22 protein-coding genes are annotated in these 20,985 nt (G+C 47.9%); all 22 read left to right on the plus strand.

Annotated elements, in window-relative coordinates; genetic code table 11:
• The first annotated feature begins 289 nt into the window (after positions 1–289).
• The 22 genes from GKG34_RS06475 (at position 290) to GKG34_RS06590 (ending at position 20,978) form a co-directional block, all read left to right on the plus strand.
• Positions 290–478, plus strand: a complete 189-nt coding sequence (locus tag GKG34_RS06475) for an antitoxin VbhA family protein (protein ID WP_005939815.1) — start codon at positions 290–292, stop codon at positions 476–478.
• Positions 479–480: 2 nt separating this feature from the next.
• On the plus strand, positions 481–951 hold the full coding sequence (locus GKG34_RS06480; RefSeq protein WP_154255828.1) for a Fic family protein: 471 nt from the start codon (positions 481–483) through the stop codon (positions 949–951).
• Between the two features lie 115 nt (positions 952–1,066).
• On the plus strand, positions 1,067–1,588 hold the full coding sequence (locus GKG34_RS06485) for a DUF5720 family protein (RefSeq protein ID WP_097782017.1): 522 nt from the start codon (positions 1,067–1,069) through the stop codon (positions 1,586–1,588).
• A gap of 29 nt (positions 1,589–1,617) precedes the next feature.
• On the plus strand, positions 1,618–2,490 hold the full coding sequence (locus tag GKG34_RS06490) for a DUF6017 domain-containing protein (RefSeq protein WP_097782016.1): 873 nt from the start codon (positions 1,618–1,620) through the stop codon (positions 2,488–2,490).
• Between the two features lie 77 nt (positions 2,491–2,567).
• Positions 2,568–3,548 (plus strand): DUF3991 domain-containing protein, encoded by a 981-nt coding sequence (locus tag GKG34_RS06495; RefSeq protein ID WP_097782015.1) that lies wholly within the window; start codon positions 2,568–2,570, stop codon positions 3,546–3,548.
• A gap of 13 nt (positions 3,549–3,561) precedes the next feature.
• Positions 3,562–3,786 (plus strand): hypothetical protein, encoded by a 225-nt coding sequence (locus GKG34_RS06500; RefSeq protein WP_029731778.1) that lies wholly within the window; start codon positions 3,562–3,564, stop codon positions 3,784–3,786.
• 32 nt (positions 3,787–3,818) lie between these two features.
• Positions 3,819–4,100 (plus strand): XRE family transcriptional regulator, encoded by a 282-nt coding sequence (locus tag GKG34_RS06505; protein WP_097782014.1) that lies wholly within the window; start codon positions 3,819–3,821, stop codon positions 4,098–4,100.
• 3 nt (positions 4,101–4,103) lie between these two features.
• Complete coding sequence (locus tag GKG34_RS06510; protein ID WP_097782013.1) at positions 4,104–4,874, plus strand: DUF6674 family protein; 771 nt, start codon at positions 4,104–4,106, stop codon at positions 4,872–4,874.
• A 31-nt stretch (positions 4,875–4,905) separates the two neighbouring features.
• Positions 4,906–5,808, plus strand: coding sequence for a hypothetical protein (locus GKG34_RS06515; RefSeq protein WP_154255829.1), 903 nt, complete (start codon positions 4,906–4,908; stop codon positions 5,806–5,808).
• A 126-nt stretch (positions 5,809–5,934) separates the two neighbouring features.
• The gene (locus GKG34_RS06520; RefSeq protein WP_243139221.1) at positions 5,935–7,869 is read left to right on the plus strand and encodes an LPD1 domain-containing protein; all 1,935 of its coding nucleotides are present in this window, start codon (positions 5,935–5,937) and stop codon (positions 7,867–7,869) included.
• An 18-nt stretch (positions 7,870–7,887) separates the two neighbouring features.
• Positions 7,888–8,718 (plus strand): hypothetical protein, encoded by an 831-nt coding sequence (locus GKG34_RS06525; protein WP_097782010.1) that lies wholly within the window; start codon positions 7,888–7,890, stop codon positions 8,716–8,718.
• A complete protein-coding gene (locus GKG34_RS06530) occupies positions 8,715–9,131 on the plus strand; it encodes a DUF3846 domain-containing protein (RefSeq protein WP_029731783.1) in 417 nt (138 codons plus the stop codon). Before GKG34_RS06525 ends, GKG34_RS06530 begins: the two co-directional genes overlap by 4 nt.
• Before the next feature lie 17 nt (positions 9,132–9,148).
• On the plus strand, positions 9,149–9,964 hold the full coding sequence (locus tag GKG34_RS06535; RefSeq protein ID WP_154255831.1) for a hypothetical protein: 816 nt from the start codon (positions 9,149–9,151) through the stop codon (positions 9,962–9,964).
• A gap of 45 nt (positions 9,965–10,009) precedes the next feature.
• Complete coding sequence (locus tag GKG34_RS06540; protein ID WP_227274987.1) at positions 10,010–10,486, plus strand: PcfB family protein; 477 nt, start codon at positions 10,010–10,012, stop codon at positions 10,484–10,486.
• Positions 10,483–13,476 (plus strand): DUF4368 domain-containing protein, encoded by a 2,994-nt coding sequence (locus tag GKG34_RS06545; RefSeq protein WP_154255832.1) that lies wholly within the window; start codon positions 10,483–10,485, stop codon positions 13,474–13,476. Before GKG34_RS06540 ends, GKG34_RS06545 begins: the two co-directional genes overlap by 4 nt.
• On the plus strand, positions 13,473–13,817 hold the full coding sequence (locus GKG34_RS06550) for a TnpV protein (RefSeq protein ID WP_085533511.1): 345 nt from the start codon (positions 13,473–13,475) through the stop codon (positions 13,815–13,817). Before GKG34_RS06545 ends, GKG34_RS06550 begins: the two co-directional genes overlap by 4 nt.
• 215 nt (positions 13,818–14,032) lie before the next feature.
• Positions 14,033–15,997, plus strand: a complete 1,965-nt coding sequence (locus GKG34_RS06560; protein ID WP_154255833.1) for a DUF1430 domain-containing protein — start codon at positions 14,033–14,035, stop codon at positions 15,995–15,997.
• Positions 15,994–16,602: an ATP-binding cassette domain-containing protein gene (locus tag GKG34_RS06565; RefSeq protein ID WP_002593328.1), complete on the plus strand. Its 609-nt coding sequence runs from the start codon at positions 15,994–15,996 to the stop codon at positions 16,600–16,602. Before GKG34_RS06560 ends, GKG34_RS06565 begins: the two co-directional genes overlap by 4 nt.
• Positions 16,603–16,984: 382 nt before the next feature.
• Positions 16,985–17,344 (plus strand): DUF3847 domain-containing protein, encoded by a 360-nt coding sequence (locus tag GKG34_RS06575; protein WP_002593329.1) that lies wholly within the window; start codon positions 16,985–16,987, stop codon positions 17,342–17,344.
• Positions 17,310–18,806, plus strand: coding sequence for a MobQ family relaxase (mobQ, locus tag GKG34_RS06580; protein ID WP_154255834.1), 1,497 nt, complete (start codon positions 17,310–17,312; stop codon positions 18,804–18,806). Before GKG34_RS06575 ends, mobQ begins: the two co-directional genes overlap by 35 nt.
• Complete coding sequence (locus tag GKG34_RS06585) at positions 18,803–20,674, plus strand: AAA family ATPase (RefSeq protein ID WP_154255835.1); 1,872 nt, start codon at positions 18,803–18,805, stop codon at positions 20,672–20,674. The genes mobQ and GKG34_RS06585 overlap by 4 nt, the downstream gene beginning before the upstream one ends.
• Before the next feature lie 142 nt (positions 20,675–20,816).
• A complete protein-coding gene (locus GKG34_RS06590; protein ID WP_148336321.1) occupies positions 20,817–20,978 on the plus strand; it encodes a transposon-encoded TnpW family protein in 162 nt (53 codons plus the stop codon).
• Positions 20,979–20,985: the final 7 nt, after the last annotated feature.

A 20,985-nucleotide genomic window follows, 5' to 3' on the forward strand; every position in this document is an offset into this window, starting at 1 on the left:
AGTCCGGCTACGGTGTAACAAAACTGGACGCAATCGTAGAGAGTATCGTATGCACCAAGTTTTCGGAGATTTTAGAGTGTTCCAAAAGCAAGCTGCTTCAGGATATGCTTCGCAAGGACATGGAAGTAGCGCAGAAAGAAGTATCACGTGTAAAGAGTGAACTCGACCTCAAGGACGACGAACGGAATGCATGCACTTTTTATATTTGGCATCAAGTTATAGATTGACAAGAGTACGCATACACGATAAACTTTATATAGTATCATGTGGATTAAAAGGAGACTCAACCATGAGTGTCAAGTATACTACCCCTGCCCAGCACAAGAGCAACCTCCGCAATGTGTATGGAACCTTTGCCATTGAGGGCATGACCATCAGCAAAGATACACGTAGCAACCTTGACCGCATTGGCAGCGGTCAGGCAAGCTATCAGCAGGTCGTGAATGAACTGCGCGCAAAGTACGCGAAGAAGGGCTGATTATGTTCTCAAAGTATGATGTCTACACCACAGTGCAGTCCATGTACTGCTACCCGGATACGGATGTTCTGATCAACAAGTTGAACATTCATGATAAAGCCGAACTCAAACAGGCCGAAGAAGAATTTACGGCTGTAAAACAGATGGCTCTGTTACAGGAGCCAATCAAGGGACGTTTTACCAAAACTCACCTATTTCGGATTCACCGCTTCCTTTTTGAGGATGTGTACCCGTTTGCAGGGCACATCCGCAAGGAGCAAATCAGCAAGGGCGACACGATGTTCTACCCGCCAGACCTGATTGACCGAGAATTAGAGCGGGTGTTCAAAACCATTCACTCCAAGAAGCTGCTTGCCGAACAGGATAAAGAAAAGCAGATTCAAAATCTGTCGCAGACGATGGCCGAACTGAACATCATCCATCCATTCCGTGATGGAAAGGTAACATTGAGATACCAGCAAAATGTGGCATAACAGCGGCAAACTTGCTTTGTATATAAAATTTAATAGTGTATAAGCCAAAGGGCGTTTCACTTTTATAGGTGGGCGCCCTTTTTTCATACCTATTTTCAAGAGAAAGGAGATCCCCATGGAATTAAACGAAATGGAAAAAAAGCTGCTCTTTCAGGTGGAGGGCGATTATCAGACAAAGATCCTGAATGAACTTTATATGACCGTGAGGTATTCAAATAATTCCGAGCAGCGGGAGGCGGCAGAAGGTCTTATGGCAAAACTTCGTGTTCTGTCAAATGCAGAGTGCATGGACTTGGTAAAAGATATTCAGAAGAATTACCGTCTGCCCTATCCAGCCCGGACGATTGGAGAAAAGATCGCCGAGGCCAGACAGCAATCAGGTGCAGAAAAATTGAAGGGGCATGACATCATGGCGCTTGAACGCTTTGACCCGGAGGTAAGGCACATGATCGTTTTTGATGTATTGTCTTACGATTCCCCTGTTGGCGACAAAGGCGATAAGATGCGCTTGTTCCTTACAGATACCGGCTATCAGAAATTTTTAGAGAGTCAGGAACGGGGCGAAGTGAAACTGAAAAACCATGCGAAGGTCTCTGGCGGCCATCTCCATTATGACCACAGGGATCATGTCTTGTAACGGAATAGTCGAAGAAAGGAGGCGATACAATGGCAGTATTCCGTGTAGAGAAAACAAAGGACTTTACGATAATGAGCAATCACCATCTGCGCAATACGGAGTTGTCCTTAAAGGCAAAGGGGCTTTTATCACTTATGTTGTCGCTGCCGGAAGATTGGGATTATACCACAAAGGGACTCGCCCATATCTGCAAGGATGGTGTGGATTCTATCACTACTGCCCTGAAGGAACTGGAGCGGCATGGTTATCTCACCAGACAGCGCCTCCGCTATGATAACGGGCAGTTGGGAGACATTGAATATACGATCCATGAGCAGCCTGTAAGTACCGAAAACACAGGGCTTTCACCTAAACGGGAAAATCCAAGACAGGTAAAACCTGAACAGGCAAAACCTAAACAGGCGGAACCTGAACAGGAAAATCCGGCACAATTAAATACTAATCCATTAAAAACAAAAAAATCAAAAAAAGATAAATCAATAACTTATCCATCAATCTATCCAGCAGAGCCGGAAGCGGCAAGCCGCACGGATGGGATGGATCGGATAGAGCTGATAGAAGCCTATCGTGAAATCATCAAAGAAAATATCGAATATGACTTACTGGTCTTACGGTATGGCAGGGAACGTCTGGACGAAGCCCTTGAACTTATGCTTGAAGTGATTTTGTCTAAACGCCCTTACATTCGCATTGCCGGAGATGATTTTCCGAGGGAGATCGTCAAGAGCCGGTTCCTGAAGATCAATTCCGGTCACTTAGAGTATGTCTTTGACTGTATCGACAAGAACACGACGAAGGTTGGAAACATCAAAGCCTACCTGTTGGCGGCGCTGTATAATGCCCCGGCTACAATGGACAGCTATTACCGTGCCGAGGTCAATCACGACCTGTACGGCTGTTAGACACCTTTGGGTGTCTTTTTTCATTTCATCACAGGAAGGAGGCAAAGCACAATGAAAAGAAACACTGTGCCGGTACTATGCCCGGCGTAACCAAAGAACAGATTCAGGCAGCGCGGGAAGCTGACTTGTTTACTTACCTGCAATTCCATGAACCCGGCGTGCTGAAACGGGATGGACCTAATTTCCGGCATAAGGAGCATGACAGTCTGGTATATGTGACCGGGAAAAGGTACTGGTACTGGAACAGCCGTGGACGGAGTATCAATGCGCTGGACTACCTGATCCAGATTCGGGGATATGGTCTTGTGGATGCGGTTCATGCTCTGGTAGGTGGAGAAATCCGGCAGGAACCGGCCTACCGAAGTACGGCAGAAATACAGGTATCAAAGGAGCCGGAAAAGAAAGCATTCTCTCTCCCCTGGGCCAGACGTTGCGCGACCGCTGCGGTCTCCTATTTGCAGAAACGGGGGATCAGCTCAGAAGTCATTCGCCAGTGTTTACAAGCCGGGATTTTTTACGAAGCCCGGTATCATGGAGAACCGGTTTGTGTGTTTGTAGGGAAAGATGATTCCGGGAAAGCGAAGTTCGCCTGTATGCGCAGTATCGGCGGCAATCTCAAAAAGGATGTCTATGGCAGCGACAAAGGATATAACTTTTGTTATCCCCCGCAAAGTCCGGGCAGCCGGCATGTGGCAGTTTTTGAAGCTCCTATTGATGCGCTTTCCCATGCAACACTTCAAGAGTTGGAGGGATGGAAATGGAATGGTTATCGCTTGTCTTTGGGAGGTACTTCCCATGTGGCGCTGACTTCTTTCCTGGAACGCCACCCGGAGATCCGGCGTGTTACCCTTTATATGGACCGCGACCTTGCCGGATTTGTCAATGCTCGGAAAATCAAGACCATGCTCCACGAGGATAAACGTTTCCGTCATATCCGGGTAAGTGTCAACCCTCCCCGGATGGGAAAAGATTACAATGAGAAATTGCTGCAGGTTCGGGAACAACTGCAAACCAGCCAGCACCAACGCCGCCCAAAAGAGGCGGCTGTTTCAATTTAGGGAGGATTTCAACATGAATGGATCTCAACAAATCTGCTTTACAGACAGTGCCGGAAAAGCGCTGTTTTCCATTCCTGACAATGGTTTACTTTGTCTGTTCTATGGAAACGGGGACAGACACTTTGCTGTTTGCCATCGTCTGGATGATACCCATGCAGAAATTGACGGGGTAAATTATTCGCTGCCGGACTTTGCCAAAAGGATGAAACACAACCAGATCAGCTTTGCCCCGGCATAAGGCTGGAAAACAAATAACAGGAGGATTTGAAAATGAAAAAAATTGAAAATACCGCTTTGCAGATGATTGCCGAGGCTTCCCGGTGTCCAGACTACAGCCCCGATATGGTTAAATCGCTGATGAAAAAGCTGGACATGAACGAAAAGGGCTTTGCGCTTTTGATGAATGTTGCCCCATCCACAGTGCGTCTTTGGACCAGCGGAGCTGCACAGCCCTGCGGCACAGCAAAACGCCTCATGCAGATTTATGAAACCGGTCCGGAGATTGTCGGCAAGATTGCCGGCGGGCCGCTACCGGCAGATGGGAGGGATTGATGAATGACGGAGACAGATAGCCAGCCGATTGCGGAAAATGAGCAGGTCAAAGAACTGCTTGCTCTCCTAAAAGACAACAACACACCGGGATATGAAGAATTTTCCAAGCTGATCGAGCATGTGACCGGGATGGAGCAGCGTCTTTTGGAGGCAACCGAGGAATTAAAGGCAGTGCGTCAGGAAATGCAGGGATTACAGAACCATTCTCTGAAAGATGCTCTCCAAAAGAGCTATACAGCTATGGAGGCGAATATTTCCGTTATGCGTCACCGTCTTTCCGAACTCAAAGGCCAGATCATAAACGGGTGCAGGAATATCCTTGCCGATTTCAGGGAACGCGGTACTGTCGCTTTGAATGGGATCACACAGTTTTTACATGTCAGACCGGTGTTGGAGTCCATTCAAAGTGCAGCAGAAAAAAGTATGCAGGCCAGCAACAGGGCTGTTGCCAGAATTGATGCTTTCAGTACGGAATACCACGAAATGGGGCGGCATTTCAAAAATATGGGCCGTACCCTTCAAGGAAAACCTGCGGAGACAGACGCAAAAGAAAATGGGAAGATTGCCAGAGTGTTCAAAGGTGCTTTCAAAGTGGAGGGCGCCCTTATATCCTCCATTAACCGTAATGCGGAGTGGGCACTTAATACCCTTGCCCGGTTGGAACAGACTACGGAAAGGCGCCCTTCTGTTTTGGAAGCAATGCGGGAACAGGTAGCAAAAACGGAACCGGCAAAAAAGCAGCCGGCACCTTCCCATGATAAGGAAAGCCGGTAATTGTCAGGTTCACATGAAAGGAGGAATTTGATTGAATCAGGAACCACTACCGCAGATTCATTTGATCCGTGATACAGACTTATCCGTCTTTGCGTATGAGCTCCATATTTTTGCCGGAGATTTTCTTAGGGAATGCGAATTTAATATGCGTTCTCTGGTGACAAATACCGGGGCTGATTCCATTGCTATCATGGGGAAAAATCACATGTGGCTTTCCGACACCTTGTTTGCTTATTGTTCTACGGCGGACCTTCATCAAATGATCTCAACAACGGAGTTCATCGGAGCGAGGGCTTTCCTGTTTCATACGGATCGCAGCGAGGGCGGTCACTTGTACGGGGATGTCCTGATGATGGATTTAGACACGCTACGGCAGGATATAAAAAGAAATATCCTCTATCCTTGCGGCGTCAATATCGAACGCAAAGATGGTTCAGCGGCCACGGTCAGCCTGAAAGAATGGACTGAAATGGAGCTTTACGAAAAAGATGCTCTGAAAAGCTGGGGATTTTCTTATGCCACGAATCAAGTTACGGAATGGCAGTACCACTATTCCACGATGTTCAGACAGTGGATGGATCAGGCATTTCGTTATATGCCCCAGGATTTAGAAGAACGCCTGAATATGCAATATATGGAGGCAGCCCAGAACCCGGATATGGATAAGTACCGCATACCACAGGGAACGGCAAAACAGATGCTTCTTTATGACGAAGCCCCTGTGTATCGGCTTCTTCCAGCCGGTTCGGAGAAAATTGCGCCCATCGCAGCAGTCTCTACGGGCCTGTGGTATGAAAATTACCGGGAGTTTGCCATTGCACCGGAGGATTTAGGCGCTCTGGACAAACTGATCCGCAGGGAAACCGACCGGCTCACAGGAAACCTCCCACAACTTCACAAAGACGAAGAACGCCGCCCTGCCCCGGAACGATAAGAATTTTACACTGACTGGAGGTGATGAAGATTGGCAGGAGTGCATGAAGATTTCGGTGAAAAGATCGGCGGTGCGAAAAAAGACCTGTGGAAAGACCGCGGGCTGTATGCGGATGATCTGGAAGCCATGAATGAGCGCGAAGCCGAAAAATTTGTGAAAAAGGATAATGTCTGGAAAAAGCCGGACTATGCAGTCATGCTGGAGGAAGGGATTCCTCTTGGCGTGGTCTATTTTATCAAAAAAGCGAGGGACGGCTTAAACGCTTCCCCTCAGTATTACCGCACGGATGACACCCCGGAAAAACGGACCGCGAGACAAAAGGAATATATAAAAACAGTCCGGGAATTGCAGACAGTGCTTTCAGATGTCCGTACTGTGGAGGATGCTGCGAAAGCCTATGACCGCTTTTTCGTTGACAATGGATATTTAGAAAAAGTACAGGGCTGGGGCTGGGGAAGCGGAATCCACTACCGGGCAACGAAAAAGGGTCAGGACAATCCCGTGATCACAAACAAATTGTCCAATACCATGCTGATTCGCTCGGCTGAATATTTTGAGCGCAACTTTACTCAGAAAGCAAAAAAGGAACAGTTTTGTGTTTCCAAAGAGCAGAAAATACCGAAAGGTTATGCGATCCACTTCAACGACGGGAAACATACCTATTCTAAAAATGAGGACTGGAACCCCGGTACCTACTATGTGACAAAAGGCTATTCGATCCTGCGGACCAATTTTGAGACCAAAGAAGCTGCCCTGAAATGGGTGCAGGAACTTGCCAAAGGCAGGAACAAAAACGGAAAGATCCGGTTTGTCCCTCCCCAGCTCGCCCATGTCAAACGTACCGGGCCGGATTACCGGAATGGTGTGGAGATCACCGGACAGCATTATCTTGATACATTTGGGTTCCGCGGCGGCGAGTTTGGAAACTGGATGAACCAGAACGACCGTCAGACCTCCCTTAACATGGGATTTGAAGCACTAAAGGATCTGGCGTCAGCCCTTAAGATCAGCGATAAAGATATTGCTTATCAGGGTACGCTTGCTATCGCTTTTGGTGCAAGAGGCAGCGGCAATGCTGCGGCTCATTATGAACCTTTGCGTACAGTCATCAATCTTACGAAAATGCACGGGGCCGGTTCCCTGGCACATGAATGGTGGCATGGACTTGACGATTATCTTGGTACAAAGATGGGCACAAAAGGGATGCTGTCAGAACAGCCCCGCCTCTATGCGCCGTTCCAAAAACTCATTGACACCATGAAGTATAAACCGGAAACACCGGAACAGGCAGCAAAGCGCACGGAAGCACAAACAGAACGCACCCGGAAAAATGCGGCAAGCTGGCTGGATTCCTCGGTTCTTGCCTCTCTGAAACGGTATGGCAATGAGGAACAGATGGAAACCTACGCAGTCTTGCGGGAAGCATTTTTGTCCGGCGAACCCGGCTCTGTGGAACAGATCAGCGCATTTAAGAAGAATGTTACCGGCCGGGTAATTCCCAAAAGTGAACGGGAACGGCTGGAAATTTTTGAGCGTATGCTTTCCGGGATGCAGGCGCAGGAAGCTCCGCAGATTGGACGGACGGAAACTGATTTTTACCGTAATTCGGTACGCATGGGAAAAGAATGTGAAAAAGACGGCGGTTATTGGGACAGCAATGTGGAAATGACAGCCAGAGCCTTTGCCTGTTATATCAAGGACAAACTGCCCTACACATCGGATTATCTGGCAGGCCATGCCGACTGTGCCCTTACCCTGGTTTCCGGTAAAGACGGAGAAATGGAGGTATTGAAAGCCTTCCCTGTGGGGGAAGAACGCCGTGCGATCAACGCTGTTTTTGACGAGATCATTCAGGATTTGAAACGGGAACAGCTATTGACCCATGCCGATGTAACGTTTCCCCTCTCTGTTTCTGAACTTCGTGAGGCAGCGGACGGTCAGCTATCCATGTTCGGCGTCGGCCGTCCTTCCGTGATGGATCAGCTTGCGGCAAACAGACCGGCAGATAAAAAATCACCGGCACAGACGGTTTCCAGAAAAAACCATGAGCCGGAAATATAGCAGGAGGTGAACAGCATTTTGGAAGAAAACAGGGATTACCATGCCTACCGGTATGGCGACCACTTGACGCCGGGATCAGAGCTTAAAATTGAGCACAGCGTAGTTTGTGAAAATGTGGATATTTCTACACTGATCACAATGGGAACAGATAGCCTGGAAGCCATGCGCCAGGGAAGTATCGACGGGGAGCAGAAAGCCTATGAAATCGTGGTGGCTGCCGCAAAACAGTGGGAACAGCAGGCAGCGGCAACACAGACGATCAACCGGGCTTTGGAATATCTTCGTACACCGGAGATCGAACATACAGGCAACCAGTGGAAAGACACCGATAACTGGAGGGCAGATCAGAAAATCAGCAACCGGGTCTATCAGATGACCTGCAGTATTTGGGAAGATACGAAATATGACCGGGAAACCAAACAGAGTGTTCCGATTGCCTGGTATGTGACATGGGAAGTCCGTATTCATTCCCCGAAGCAGGGATATGGAGCAAAGATTGCCGGACAAAACCAGAAACGATATACAGATAAGAACGCAGCCATAAAATATCTGGACGGGCGAAAGAAAGCCTATTCCCATTTATTCACGGAAATTTCCCCGCCGATCCCGAAAGAATATGAGCACCATTTTATGGTTCACGGCACTCTTTTACCTGGCTATACGGTTGAAGGACTGGAACAGGCCAAAACGGAACATGCCGCCGCCGAGGTTTCGGAGGGCGGTATTTTTACACCCAAAAACCGGGAGAAGCCTTCCGTCCTGGGGAAGCTCTCTGTGGCAAAAACTCAGGAAAAAACGCCAACCGCTCCCGGTACGGCAATGAAAAAGAAGGAGGATATACAATTATGAAAGTGTTAATGGTAGAGCCGGGCAAGTCCCCTTATGCTGCGGAGATCGAAAGTGGTCTGAAATCCTTGCAGGCGGCAGTGGGCGGAGATATTCAAGCGGTCTATCCGTATGAGGACCCGGTGGCTCTGATCTGTAATGAAGAAGGCAAGCTGATGGGGCTGCCTCTGAACCGAGCTCTCTTTGACGATGACGGCCACATCTATGATATTGTGTCCGGGAATTTTCTGATCGTTGGTCTTGGTGAGGAAGATTTTACAGACCTTTCCCCGGACTTGATGGAGAAATACGGGGAGCAGTTCAAGTACCCTGAAAAATTTGCAAGGATTGCCGGCGAGATCATTGCAGTCAAGCAGCCTGCAACCAATGAACACCGGGAAAAACCGATGATGCACCATTCCGGCCCGGATTTGTAGAAAGAAAGGAGCCAATTATGTTAATGGCAGTAAATGAACCTTATGCCCTTATGGTGCAGCCGGACGATATTCTGATCTCTCCCCGTGAGGTAGATGAACATTTTGGGACGATGGTATGCTTCCATCCCCGCTATGCGCTGGGCGACCATCACAACTATATGGACAAAGACGACTTCCTGCGGGAAATGTATTTAGATACCGTAGGACATGATGAAGCTGGCATGAAACGCTATGAACGGATGGTAAACATTGTAAGCAGCCGTTTCCGGCATGGACCAAAGACAGAGGAACGGGCGATCGATGAAGCAATGCAGAACGTAATTTCGGAAAAGTATCTGATGCTCCCCCTCTATCTCTACGACCACTCCGGTCTTGCCATGAGTACAGAAAGTTTCTCAGGCAGGGCTCCTCATGCAGAATGTGACAGCGGACAGGTCGGCTGGATCTATGTTTCCAAAGAATATGCCCTAAAGGAATTTGACGCTGACAAGATGACCGGTGCTATCCGTCAGAAAGCAGACGCACTGATGCGCAGCGAAGTCGCTGCTTACGATTCCTATCTGCGCGGCGAATGTTATGGGTTTGAGCTTTATAAAAACGGGGAGCTGTCGGATAGCTGCTGGGGCTTTATGGGTAACTTTTCCGATGTGTTGAAAGATATGGCTGAATACCTCCCGGATGAGTGCAAAGGGATGGTCGATCATCTGGAGGAACAGGAACGCCCGGCTACGATCATCAAGACGCTTTTGAAACACGCTAAAATTCAGGTCGATCAGGCAGCAAAAGCCTTTGAACACGCTTCCCGACAGCAGGTTCTTGGGGAAAGCCGGTAAAAAGTTATTTCCATATTATAAATACCGATTTTATCAGAAAGGAGGATGCTCTTGCAGGAAGATCTCGAACAACGAACGGTTTCTGTTTCTATACAGGCAGCAAAACTGTCAGGGCGGGTACTGCGTGCGGCTATTGCTGCGGTACTCCAAAAGATGGAACAGGAACGTACAATGCCAAGAGTCGGACGCAACAGTATGAAGCGGCTGACTTATAAAGACCCCGGAGCTAATACCATTGAAGTTTCAGGACGAATCCGCTCTTTTGAACGGTATGCCAGGAAACATCAGGTACGCTACCATATAGAAAAGGAACTTGGGACCGATCCCCCAAAATGGACGGTATATTTCAAGGCAAACCAGGCGGATGCACTGACGGCAGCATTTAAGGAATATACAAAGAAAGACCTTACACGCAGCACCAGACCGTCGCTGCTTACACAGCTTCATAAGTTCAAAGAACTGGCGCAGTCGCTTGGCCGTGACCGTGTAAAGAACAAAGAACACGGAGGACCGGAACGATGAAGATCGATGCAGAAACAATGAAAAAACAGGTCATTCTCCATCTGCCTTATGTTCTGTTCCTTCTGGTATTTGCCAAGCTGGGCGAGGCGGTGCGTCTGGCTCCCGGAGCGGACGCTTCCCAAAAGCTGTTAGGACTGTCCGAAGGCTTTGCCCTTGCGTTTCAGAGTATGTGGCCGGGGGCGGCAATGGACTGGCTGATCGGTTTATGCGGTGCAGCCATTATGCGGCTGGCAGTCTATCTTAGAGGGAAAGACGCTAAGAAATACCGCAAAAATGTGGAATACGGTTCAGCCCGTTGGGGAAATAAAACCGATATTGCCCCGTTTATGGACCCAAAGCCGGAAAACAATATCATTCTTACCCAAAGTGAAGGACTGATGTTAAACGGAAGGCCCAAAAATCCGGCCAATGCAAGAAATAAAAATGTACTGGTAGTCGGAGGATCAGGTTCGGGAAAAACGCGCTTTTTCATCAAGCCCAATCTGATGCAAATGCACAGTTCCTACGTCGTCACCGATCCGAAAGGTACAGTCCTTGTGGAATGCGGAAAGATGTTGCAGCGAGGCACACCAAAGCTGGACAAGGACGGAAATCCTGTGCGTAATGAAAAAGGAAAGATCATCTATGAGCCCTATAAAATACGGGTATTCAATACGATCAATTTCCAGAAAAGTATGCACTTTAACCCGTTCGCCTACATTCATTCCGAGAAAGATATTCTGAAGATCGTCACTACCCTGATCGCCAATACCAAAGGCGAAGGAAAAGCCGGAGACGATTTCTGGGTCAAGGCAGAAACCCTGCTCTATACGGCACTGATCGGATATATCTATTATGAGGCTCCGGCAAACGAACAGAATTTTGCCACACTGGTAGAAATGCTGAACGCAATGGAAGTCCGTGAGGATGATGAGTCGTTCAAAAATGCCGTTGACCTTCTCTTTGACGCGCTGGAACAGAAAGACCCGGATCATTTTGCCCTGCGTCAATATAAGAAATATAAGCTCGCTGCCGGTGTTGTATGCTCTAAAAGACTTCTTAATCAAGCGGTTGGGAAGTCTCTTAGAACACACAACCTAAAACCGAAGAAAGGAGCGCAAGTTATGAGAAAAAACGAGAAAATCACAGCTCTGTACGAACGACTGAGCCGTGATGACTTTGGCAAAGATGATGACCAACAGCGTGAGAGCAATTCCATATCCAATCAAAAGGCAATGTTGGAGGAGTTCGCCGCACGGCAGGGCTTTACAAACATTGTCCATTTCACGGACGATGGCATTAGTGGTACTTGCTTTGACCGTCCCGGATTTTTAGCAATGATGAAAGAAGTGGAAGCCGGGAATGTGGAGTATTTGTGCATCAAGGACATGAGCCGCATGGGTCGTGACTATCTGAAAGTCGGTCAGATTATGGAAATCCTGCGTCAGCGTGGCGTTCGCCTTATCGCCATCAATGACGGCGTGGACAGTGCCAGAGGGGACGATGATTTTACCCCTTTCCGCAACATTATGAACGAATACTACGCCAGAGACACCAGCCGTAAAATCCGTTCCACTTTCCAGTCCAAAGGCAAGTCCGGCAAGCACCTCACAGGCACGGTCATTTACGGCTATCTTTGGAACGAAGCCAGAGACCAATGGTTGGTTGACCCCGAAGCCGCCGAGGTGGTCAAGCGCATCTTTGCCATGACGATTGACGGCTACGGTCCGTATCAGATCGCCAGCAAGCTGAAAGAAGAAAAAGTCCTCATTCCGTCCGCTTACCTTGCCCGGCACGGCGAGGGCGTGAACAAAAATAAGACCTTCAAAGATGTGTACGGCTGGGGTTCTTCCACCATCTGCAACATTCTTGAAAAGCGTGAATATCTGGGACACACCATCAACTTCAAGACCCGAAAGCACTTCAAGGACAAGAAAAGCCATTATGTCCCGGAGGACGAATGGACAATTTTCGAGAATACCCATGAAGCTATCATTGACCAGCAGACCTTTGACCTTGTGCAGAAAATCCGTGGGAATGTCAGACGCTACCCGGACGGCTGGGGCGAAGCAGCTCCCCTCACAGGCTTGCTTTATTGTGCCGATTGCGGCGGCAAGATGTATGTCCACCGTACCAACAACGGCAAGCGTATTTCTCAATATACCTGCTCCCAATACAGCAAAGTCCCAGTTGGAAAGCTCTGCACGACACAGCACCGTATCAATGAAGATGTGGTACTGTCCCTTGTTTCCGAAATGCTCAAAGCCATTGCAGAATATGCCAAGCATGACCGAGTCGAGTTTGTCCGTGTGGTGCAGGAAGCGCAGTCCAGCCAGCAGACAGCAGAGGTTAAGAAACAGCGCACACGCCTTGCTGCCGCCAAGCAGAGAGTTTCCGAGCTGGAAGTCCTGCTCTGTAAAATCTATGAGGACAACATTTTGGGAAAGCTGTCCGACAGCAGATACGCCACTCTGGACGCTCAATACGAAAAGGAACAGTCCGAGCTTACCGCTGAAATCTCTGTTCTGGAAAAGGCTATCAAGAGCTATGAAACGCACGAAAAGGACGCTGACCGTTTTATCGCTCTGATTGACAAATACGAGAACTTCGACAAGCTGACCATTGCCATGCTCAATGAGTTTATCGAGAAAATCCTTGTGCATGAGCGTGACCGTAAAGGCAGTATACAGACCACACAGGAGGTCGAGATTTATTTCAATTTCGTTGGGCGATTCGTTCCCCCGGCGTTTGGAGAAGTAGAGCTGACCCCGGAGGAATTGGAGGAAATCCGCAAGCGTGAGGAACGCAAGGACAGGCTCCACCAGAACTACTTGAAGCGGAAAGCCAGCGGAGCACAGAAGCGATACGAGGACAAAATCAAAAAGCGGAAAAAGGCAGAAATCGAAGCTAAGAAAGCCGCCATTCGTGCGGAGGACATTGCAAAGGGCGTGTTCGTTCCTGTCAGCAGTTTACCGCAGAGAGAGCCGATGAAAGGAGTACAAACAGCATGAATATCACTTATACACAGAACGGCGATTATCTTATCCCGAACATCGTTATCCGCAAGACCAAACCCCTCGGACACTACGGCAGACTTCGCAAGGCGTATCTGGAAATGCACCGTCCGATACTGTTCAATGAGCTGGTGCTATCCGACAAGCTCTTTGAGCATTGCGCCGAGATTGACGAAGCGGCACGAAATCGCATGGAGCTGATCGTGCCGCAACTGGCAAAGCAGTACGGCGTGACCGAAAGGCTGAAAGCCGAAAACCAAATGGAATGGGTGCGGCAGATGAACGCTTGCAAGGCACAGGCAGAGGAGATTGTGAAAGCGGAATTGATTTACGATTGATCGAGGAAGTCCGGGCAGAAAACTGTTCGGACTTTTCTCATATAGTCCAAAGTTGCGGTAGAAATGTTCACAAGTTTTATGGTACAATTTATGCGAATAAAGAAAACGGAAAATTAGAATCTAACAAGAGAATGTGGTTGTATGAAAAAATCCATATTAGTATTTTGGGCAATCGTGTGTCTGTTACCTATTCAAAGGAGGTTTAAGAATTTTAAATGAAACATATAAGAAATATATTGCTGTTGATTACGATTATTTTTGCTTTTGTTATGCAAGCTGAAGTATATCAAAATATGCTCTGGAACTTTAATGGTGCTTATTATTTATCGTCCAGATACACAACTACTAATGACGATATGGATTCATTTTTAGCCAATGCAGAAGATACAGCTGAGAAGCATGGTGTTCATATTTTTTCGACTTTTAATCAGAGAGTTTCTAATTATCAGACAAGACTTTATATTTATGGTGATGATACCGTTGTTCGGGATAGTCTTAAAAGCACAATGGATATTGAGGAAAAAACATATACGGCTTTGATAGGCGGAATCACCGTAATAGAATTTGAAGATTTTAGAGAAGCAAAAAACACAGGCAATGGACAGGAAATAATGGTCAGCTATATCGGTGACGATGATGACATTATTGCCACATATCAAGATTTGGCAAAAGAATATTCTATATCGCAGCCAGAGTTTTGGCAATCAACCGAAACTGATATGATGTTCATTGTTTGGGGCCTGGTTGCCATATTGATGATTGTACTTAATATGATTGAGGTGATACGCAGACAAAAGGAAGTAGTTGTACGAGCTTCTCTGGGCGAAAATGCTGCTGTGATTGCTCTAAAAGCTGTAGTGGCTGATATGATTTCATATGCTGCATTATTCGTCTTAGCAAAGTTGCTTGTTTCTCAATTTATATCGGGAGCGTATGAAGATCATCTCATTTTGGCAGTGTATTGTGCCGGAGCAGTTCTTTCCGTAATTCCTTATGCTGCTTTTGTCCGCTTTGATGTAAAAAAAGCCTTTGCCAATGCTTCAGATAAAAAAGGTATGTTTTATCTTCTGAACGGTCTTAAAGTATTTGCTACTGCTATGACGATTTTTACAATAACTACAAATCTCAGTAGCATTCAAGGTAATTTACTTACAAACACTACTCTTTTAGAAAATCATTATAATAATTACTATTTTGGAGTTGTGCAGATTGAACCTCCTTTTGAAGAAAATGAGGAGGAATCCAAAGAGAGCGAATTTTGGAATGACCTTTACGAAAATGAATACAACACTATAAATCCGGTGGTCTGCATAGGCAGCCGGATAAGCGATACGGATAATTATATTTTTGTAAATCATAATGCCAGAGATATGCTGCAAGGGTTTTCTGATATGCTTACTGAAGATGATGAAAAAGAGGATATCGTGGTCTTCGTGCCAAAGGGAAAAAATGCGGAATCATACAAAGATATCGCAAAAGAGGAAATTGACTCTCTTACCCAAAATGCAGAAGAACTGCGTGTTGTTTATAAAGAATATTCTGGCAGAGAGCAATTTTATTATCTCAATTCGAACAGAGAAGAGGCTATTGACGGATTGTCAAGAGCAACAAATCCGATTGTTATTTATCAGGCAAATGAGGCTGTTGCTTTGAATGGAAGTTATATCGAAACAGGAACATATAATGGTGAGGTGATCTACGGATGCGATGAAAGCACAATTCGTAATGCTGCGAAAAAATATGCAGAACAGCTTGGTCCACACTATTTTATGCTGACGAATGTCGGGGAGGATTATACTTATAGTCATAGTTTCCTCGTGAAACTGATTGGCTTTATAAGCTCTCTTTGCGTATTAGTATTGCTGTTAGATATCGCTATCATCATATCTGAAGTGAAAATGGAATTTAGACTTAATGCGATGGAAATCTCCCTCAAAAAGGTTTTGGGCTATCGCTTTTATGAAAGGCACAAAAGATTTATTTCCGTTAATCTCTTAGAAAATATAGCCGTTGTGATATTGATTTGCATTGTTTCGCTTTTTATATCTAACGCAAGTGTCGGGATTGCTTTACTGGTTGGAGCATTGCTCACCATTATTGAAATGGCAATCATTTTCACAAATGTTATGTGGGTTGAAAAAACAAATATCTCAAAGTCCTTGAAAGGTGGATGTTTATGATTATAATTCGTGGCTTAAATAAAGCATTTGGAGAGAAAATAATTTTCTCCAACTTTAATTTGGAAATTCCGGATGGAAGTTTTGTAGTAATCAGCGGGGATAGCGGCAGTGGAAAAAGCACTTTGCTCAATATGATTGGTGGTATCGAAAAGCCGGATAGCGGCAGTATCATAATCGAAGGGCTGAATATTACCCGGCTTAAAAATAAAAACAGTTTTTTTGCGGATACAGTGGGGTTTCTTTTTCAGAATTTTGCACTGCTTGAAAATAAGACAGTTAAAGAAAATTTAAGTTTGATTAAAAAATCAAGCCGAACTAAAGTATCACTTAAAGAAGCTCTTAATCGTGTGGGGTTATCAAAGGAAGTTAACAAAAAAGTTTATCAGCTTTCCGGTGGTGAACAACAGAGAGTTGCTTTAGCTCGTCTTATGATGAAAAAATGTTCTGTTGTTTTGGCAGATGAACCTACTGGCTCACTTGACAAGAAAAATAGAGATATTGTTATGAGGTTATTGCACGAACTCAATGAAGAAGGTAAAACGGTTATCATTGTTACCCACGATCAGGGTATTATTGAAGATGAACCTTATGTTGTGAAAATCTGAGAGTACCTCTTAGAAATGTCTTGATCTACATTTTATGTAATTTGGGTCAGAAGAAAATCCCTTTAGGAACTAAAGGGCGCACTTCTATACTCTCCTATCGGGAGTATGTGCGTCCTGCGGAGCTTCATTCCCGGTCAGCAGAGAAAAACTGCTTGACCGAAAATGTTTCGTCACTTCGTTCCGTCAAGGGAGCTACACTCCCTTGCGACGCTTGTGCGTCTATCCCTTGTGGACTTGCCGTCCGCAAACAGCATGAAATGCTGTTCGCCGCCAGCAAGTTTGGAAAAATAAATACCGAAAATCAGACCGTTGACTGGTCGCAATGTGCGAAAAGTTGACGGTCTTTTTTTATCCCAAAAATCAAAAAAGGAGGTCAATCACAATGACAAAACCGAAAACCCTCGATCAGCTTCGAGCCGAAAAGGAACGAGCTGAGACGCAGCTTGCACAGGAGAAGCACAAGCTGGAGCGTCTGGAGAACAGAAAGAAGTATCTGGAGAAAGGCGAACGCACCAAGCGCACCCACCGCCTTTGCAATCTGGGCGGCACGATTGAGAGCCTTGCCCCGGAGGTCAAAGATCTCACACGCACCGAAATGACAGAGCTGATGGAACACATCTTTTCTCTGTCCGAAGTCCAGCGAGCCGTCCGGCACATGGCGATTACTCACACCAACCAAGCGAACAGAGAAAAGGAGCTGAAAGCCGATGGCACTATTTCATCTGAGCGTCACGCAGACTAAGCGAAGCGCAGGACAGTCCGCTATTGCTTCTGCCGCCTACCGTGCCGGGGAGCGATTGTATAGCGAGTATTACGGCGAATACAGCGACTACACCCGCAAGGGCGGCGTGATCTGCTCCGACATTCTCCTGCCGTCCCATGCACCGCCCGAATACGCAGACCGCCAGACCCTATGGAACGCCGTGGAAAAAGCCGAGCGTGGAAAGAACGCCCAGCTTGCATACAGCTTTGACATTGCCTTGCAGAATGAATTTTCCCTTGAGGAAAACATCGCTCTTGCAAGGCAATTTTTATTGGAGAACTTTGTGAGCCGGGGCATGGTGGTTGACTTCGCCGTACACCAGCCAGACCGGGAGGACGGCGGCATACCCAATCCACATTTTCATGTGCTTTGCCCTATCCGCCCCATCGAGCAGAACGGCAAATGGGGGCTAAAGCAACGCCGGGTGTATGAGCTGGACGAGGACGGCAACCGTATCCGGGACCAGAACGGCGAGTTTGTTTTCAACGCCGTTCCCACTACCGACTGGGGCAGTCCCGAAACGCTGGAATACTGGCGGCAGACATGGGCAGAGTTATGCAACGCCAAGTTTGCGGAAAAGGGGCTTGACGTTCGTATCGACCACCGAAGCTATGAGCGTCAGGGCGTAGAGCTTCTTCCCACCGTCCATGAGGGCGCAACCGTCCGGGCAATGGAGAAGAAAGGTATACGCACCGAGAAAGGCGAGTTCAATCGCTGGATCAGAGCGACCAATGCCGTTATCCGGGACATTAAGAAGAAAATCGCTCTCCTGTTTGATTGGATTGCCGAAGCAAAAGCGGAGCTTGCCAAGCCGCAGGCACCCGACCTTGTTTCTCTGCTGAACGCCTATTACACCCAGCGCAGAGCCGGGGCTTATTCGCAGAAAGGCAAGGTCAGCAACCTAAAGGAGATGAACGAAACTTTCAATTATCTCCGGGCAAACGGCATTTACTCCCTTGAAGATTTGGAACACCGTGTCAGCGAACACAGTGCTGCCACAGAGAGCTTGAAGAAAACGCTGGACGAACAGACCGCCCGAATGAAAGCAATTAAGCAGCTCTATGACAGCTCCGCTGCTTTCCAGAGCTTGAAGCCTGTCTATGACGGCTTGCAGAAAATCAAGTTTGAGAAGCCCAGAGCCAAGTACAAGGCAGAGCATGAAACGGAACTGAAACAGTTCTACGCCGCCAGACGCAAGCTGACCGGAGAATTCCCGGACGGCAAGGTGGATATGAAAAAGCTGACCGAAGAGTATGACGAGCTGGAACAGGCGCACAACACCACCTATGGCGAGTTTAAGACCGTCAGAGACGATTTACACCGTCTTTGGAAGGTCAAGTCATGTGTAGATACTGCCGCCCGATTTAACGAGCGTACAGAGGAACAAATGCTCCAAAATCGACCCCAAACACGACACAAAAAGGAGGAACTATCCCGATGAATTATACCCAAGCGCAGATTGACCGGGCAAACGCCGTCAGTCTGGAAGATTTTCTCCGCACACAGGGAGAGACGCTAATCAAAAGCGGACGAGAATACCGCTGGAAAGAACATGACAGCTTGACCGTCCGTGGAAACAAGTGGTTTCGACACAGCCAGAGCAAGGGCGGCTATCCCATTGATTTTGTCATGGAGTTTTACGGCAAGTCCTTTCCCGAAGCCGTCCAGCTTCTGACCGGCGAAAGCGGCGAGGGGCAGACCGAAGCCGCCACAGCACCGCCCACAGCGTTCCACTTGCCCTTGCACAACAGAACAGCCGACAGAGCAATTCAATTTCTTTGCGAAAGCCGAGGTCTCAACAAAACGCTTGTTGAGGCTTTTCTTCTTTCCGGGGATATTTACGAGGAAGCAAAGCGGCACAATGTTGTGTTTGTCGGCAGAGACCGAAGCGGTACGCCGAGATACGCCCATGTGCGAGGAACGGCAGACCCATTCAGACAGGATATTACCGGGTCTGACAAGTCCTATCCGTTCCGCTATGAGGGAAACGGCAACCAGCTTTTTGTCTTTGAAGCGCCGATTGACCTGTTATCGTTCATCTGCCTTTATCCGCAGGACTGGCAGACAAGGAGCTATCTTGCCCTGGGCGGCGTTTCGGGAAAAGCCCTTGACCGTTTTCTTTCTGAACGCAAGGACACCCAAAAAGTGTTCCTCTGCCTTGACAGCGACACCGCAGGAAGCGAAGCCTGTACCCGACTGGCACAGTCCATTCCCAGCGAGATCGCCGTCATTCGCCTTGTCCCGGCAAGGAAAGACTGGAACGATGTTCTCCGTCAGCAAGGGGACATTCCGAGCCGCAAATTTATAGCGGAAACAATCACGCTGCGAGAGCTGCCCACCGCCCAGCCTGTCCCCATGCTCCGTATGGCAGATGTGGAGCTGACGAGCGTGGATTGGCTATGGTTTCCGTATATCCCCTTTGGAAAGCTGACGATTATACAGGGCAACCCCGGCGAGGGCAAGACCTACTTTGCCATGCGTCTTGCGGCGGCTTGCACCAACCGAAAGCCCTTGCCCGGTATGGAAACCCTTGAGCCTTTCAATATCATCTATCAGACCGCCGAGGACGGTCTGGGCGATACTGTTAAGCCCCGACTGATGGAAGCAGACGCAGACCTCGAAAAAGTGCTTGTCATTGATGACAGGGATACGCCGCTGACCCTTGCCGATGAACGCATAGCAAGGGCAATCCGGGAAAACAACGCAAGGCTGGTTATCATTGACCCGGTACAGGCGTTTCTGGGCGCAGATGTGGACATGAACAGGGCAAACGAGGTGCGCCCGATATTCCGCAGTCTGGGAGACATTGCACAGGCTACCGGGTGCGCTATCGTGCTGATTGGACACCTGAACAAAGCCGCAGGAACGCAAAGCACCTATCGGGGATTAGGGTCTATCGACATTACGGCGGCAGTCCGCAGTCTGCTTTTTATCGGCAAGCTGAAGGACAGCCCCACAACGAGGGTGCTTATCCATGAGAAAAGCTCCCTTGCGCCGCCCGGACAGTCCCTTGCCTTTTCTCTGGGAGACGAGAAAGGCTTTGAATGGATAGGAGCTTATGACATTACCGCTGACGAGCTTCTTGCCGGGACAGACACCGCCAAGACCGAAAGCAAGACCGCACAGGCAGAAGCACTGATACTGGAACTGCTGGCAGACGGAAAGCGTATGCCGAGCGCAGAGCTGGAAAAGGCAGTCAATGAGCGTGGGATTTCCTCACGCACCATGAGAACGGCAAAAAGCCGTATCGGAGACAGGCTTGTGACCGAGAAAGACGGCACAGCATGGGTCTGCTATCTCCGAGACTGACAGCAGGAACACGGCAAGCGTGGCAAAGACGGCAAGGTTTTTATAGATACCTTAGTGTTGCCGCCTTGCCTTGTTCCCTCATACCGACACCGCCCGATGATGAACAGTCACCGGGCATTTTTCATTTGCAGGAGGATTTTGAATGAACAACAATACCGCAACCAACACCGCCACTTGCCCGACTGTCAGAAAGCAGATTGGCAAGACCACCTATATCGTCCGTGTTCATTTCAGCGAGACCGCAAAAGAGACGATGGAGGACAAAATCAAACGTCTGCTGCGTGAGGAAGTCCGCAAAATGTGACTTCTTT

Source organism: Faecalibacterium sp. BIOML-A4 (assembly GCF_009679665.1).
Classification (GTDB): domain Bacteria; phylum Bacillota; class Clostridia; order Oscillospirales; family Ruminococcaceae; genus Faecalibacterium; species Faecalibacterium taiwanense.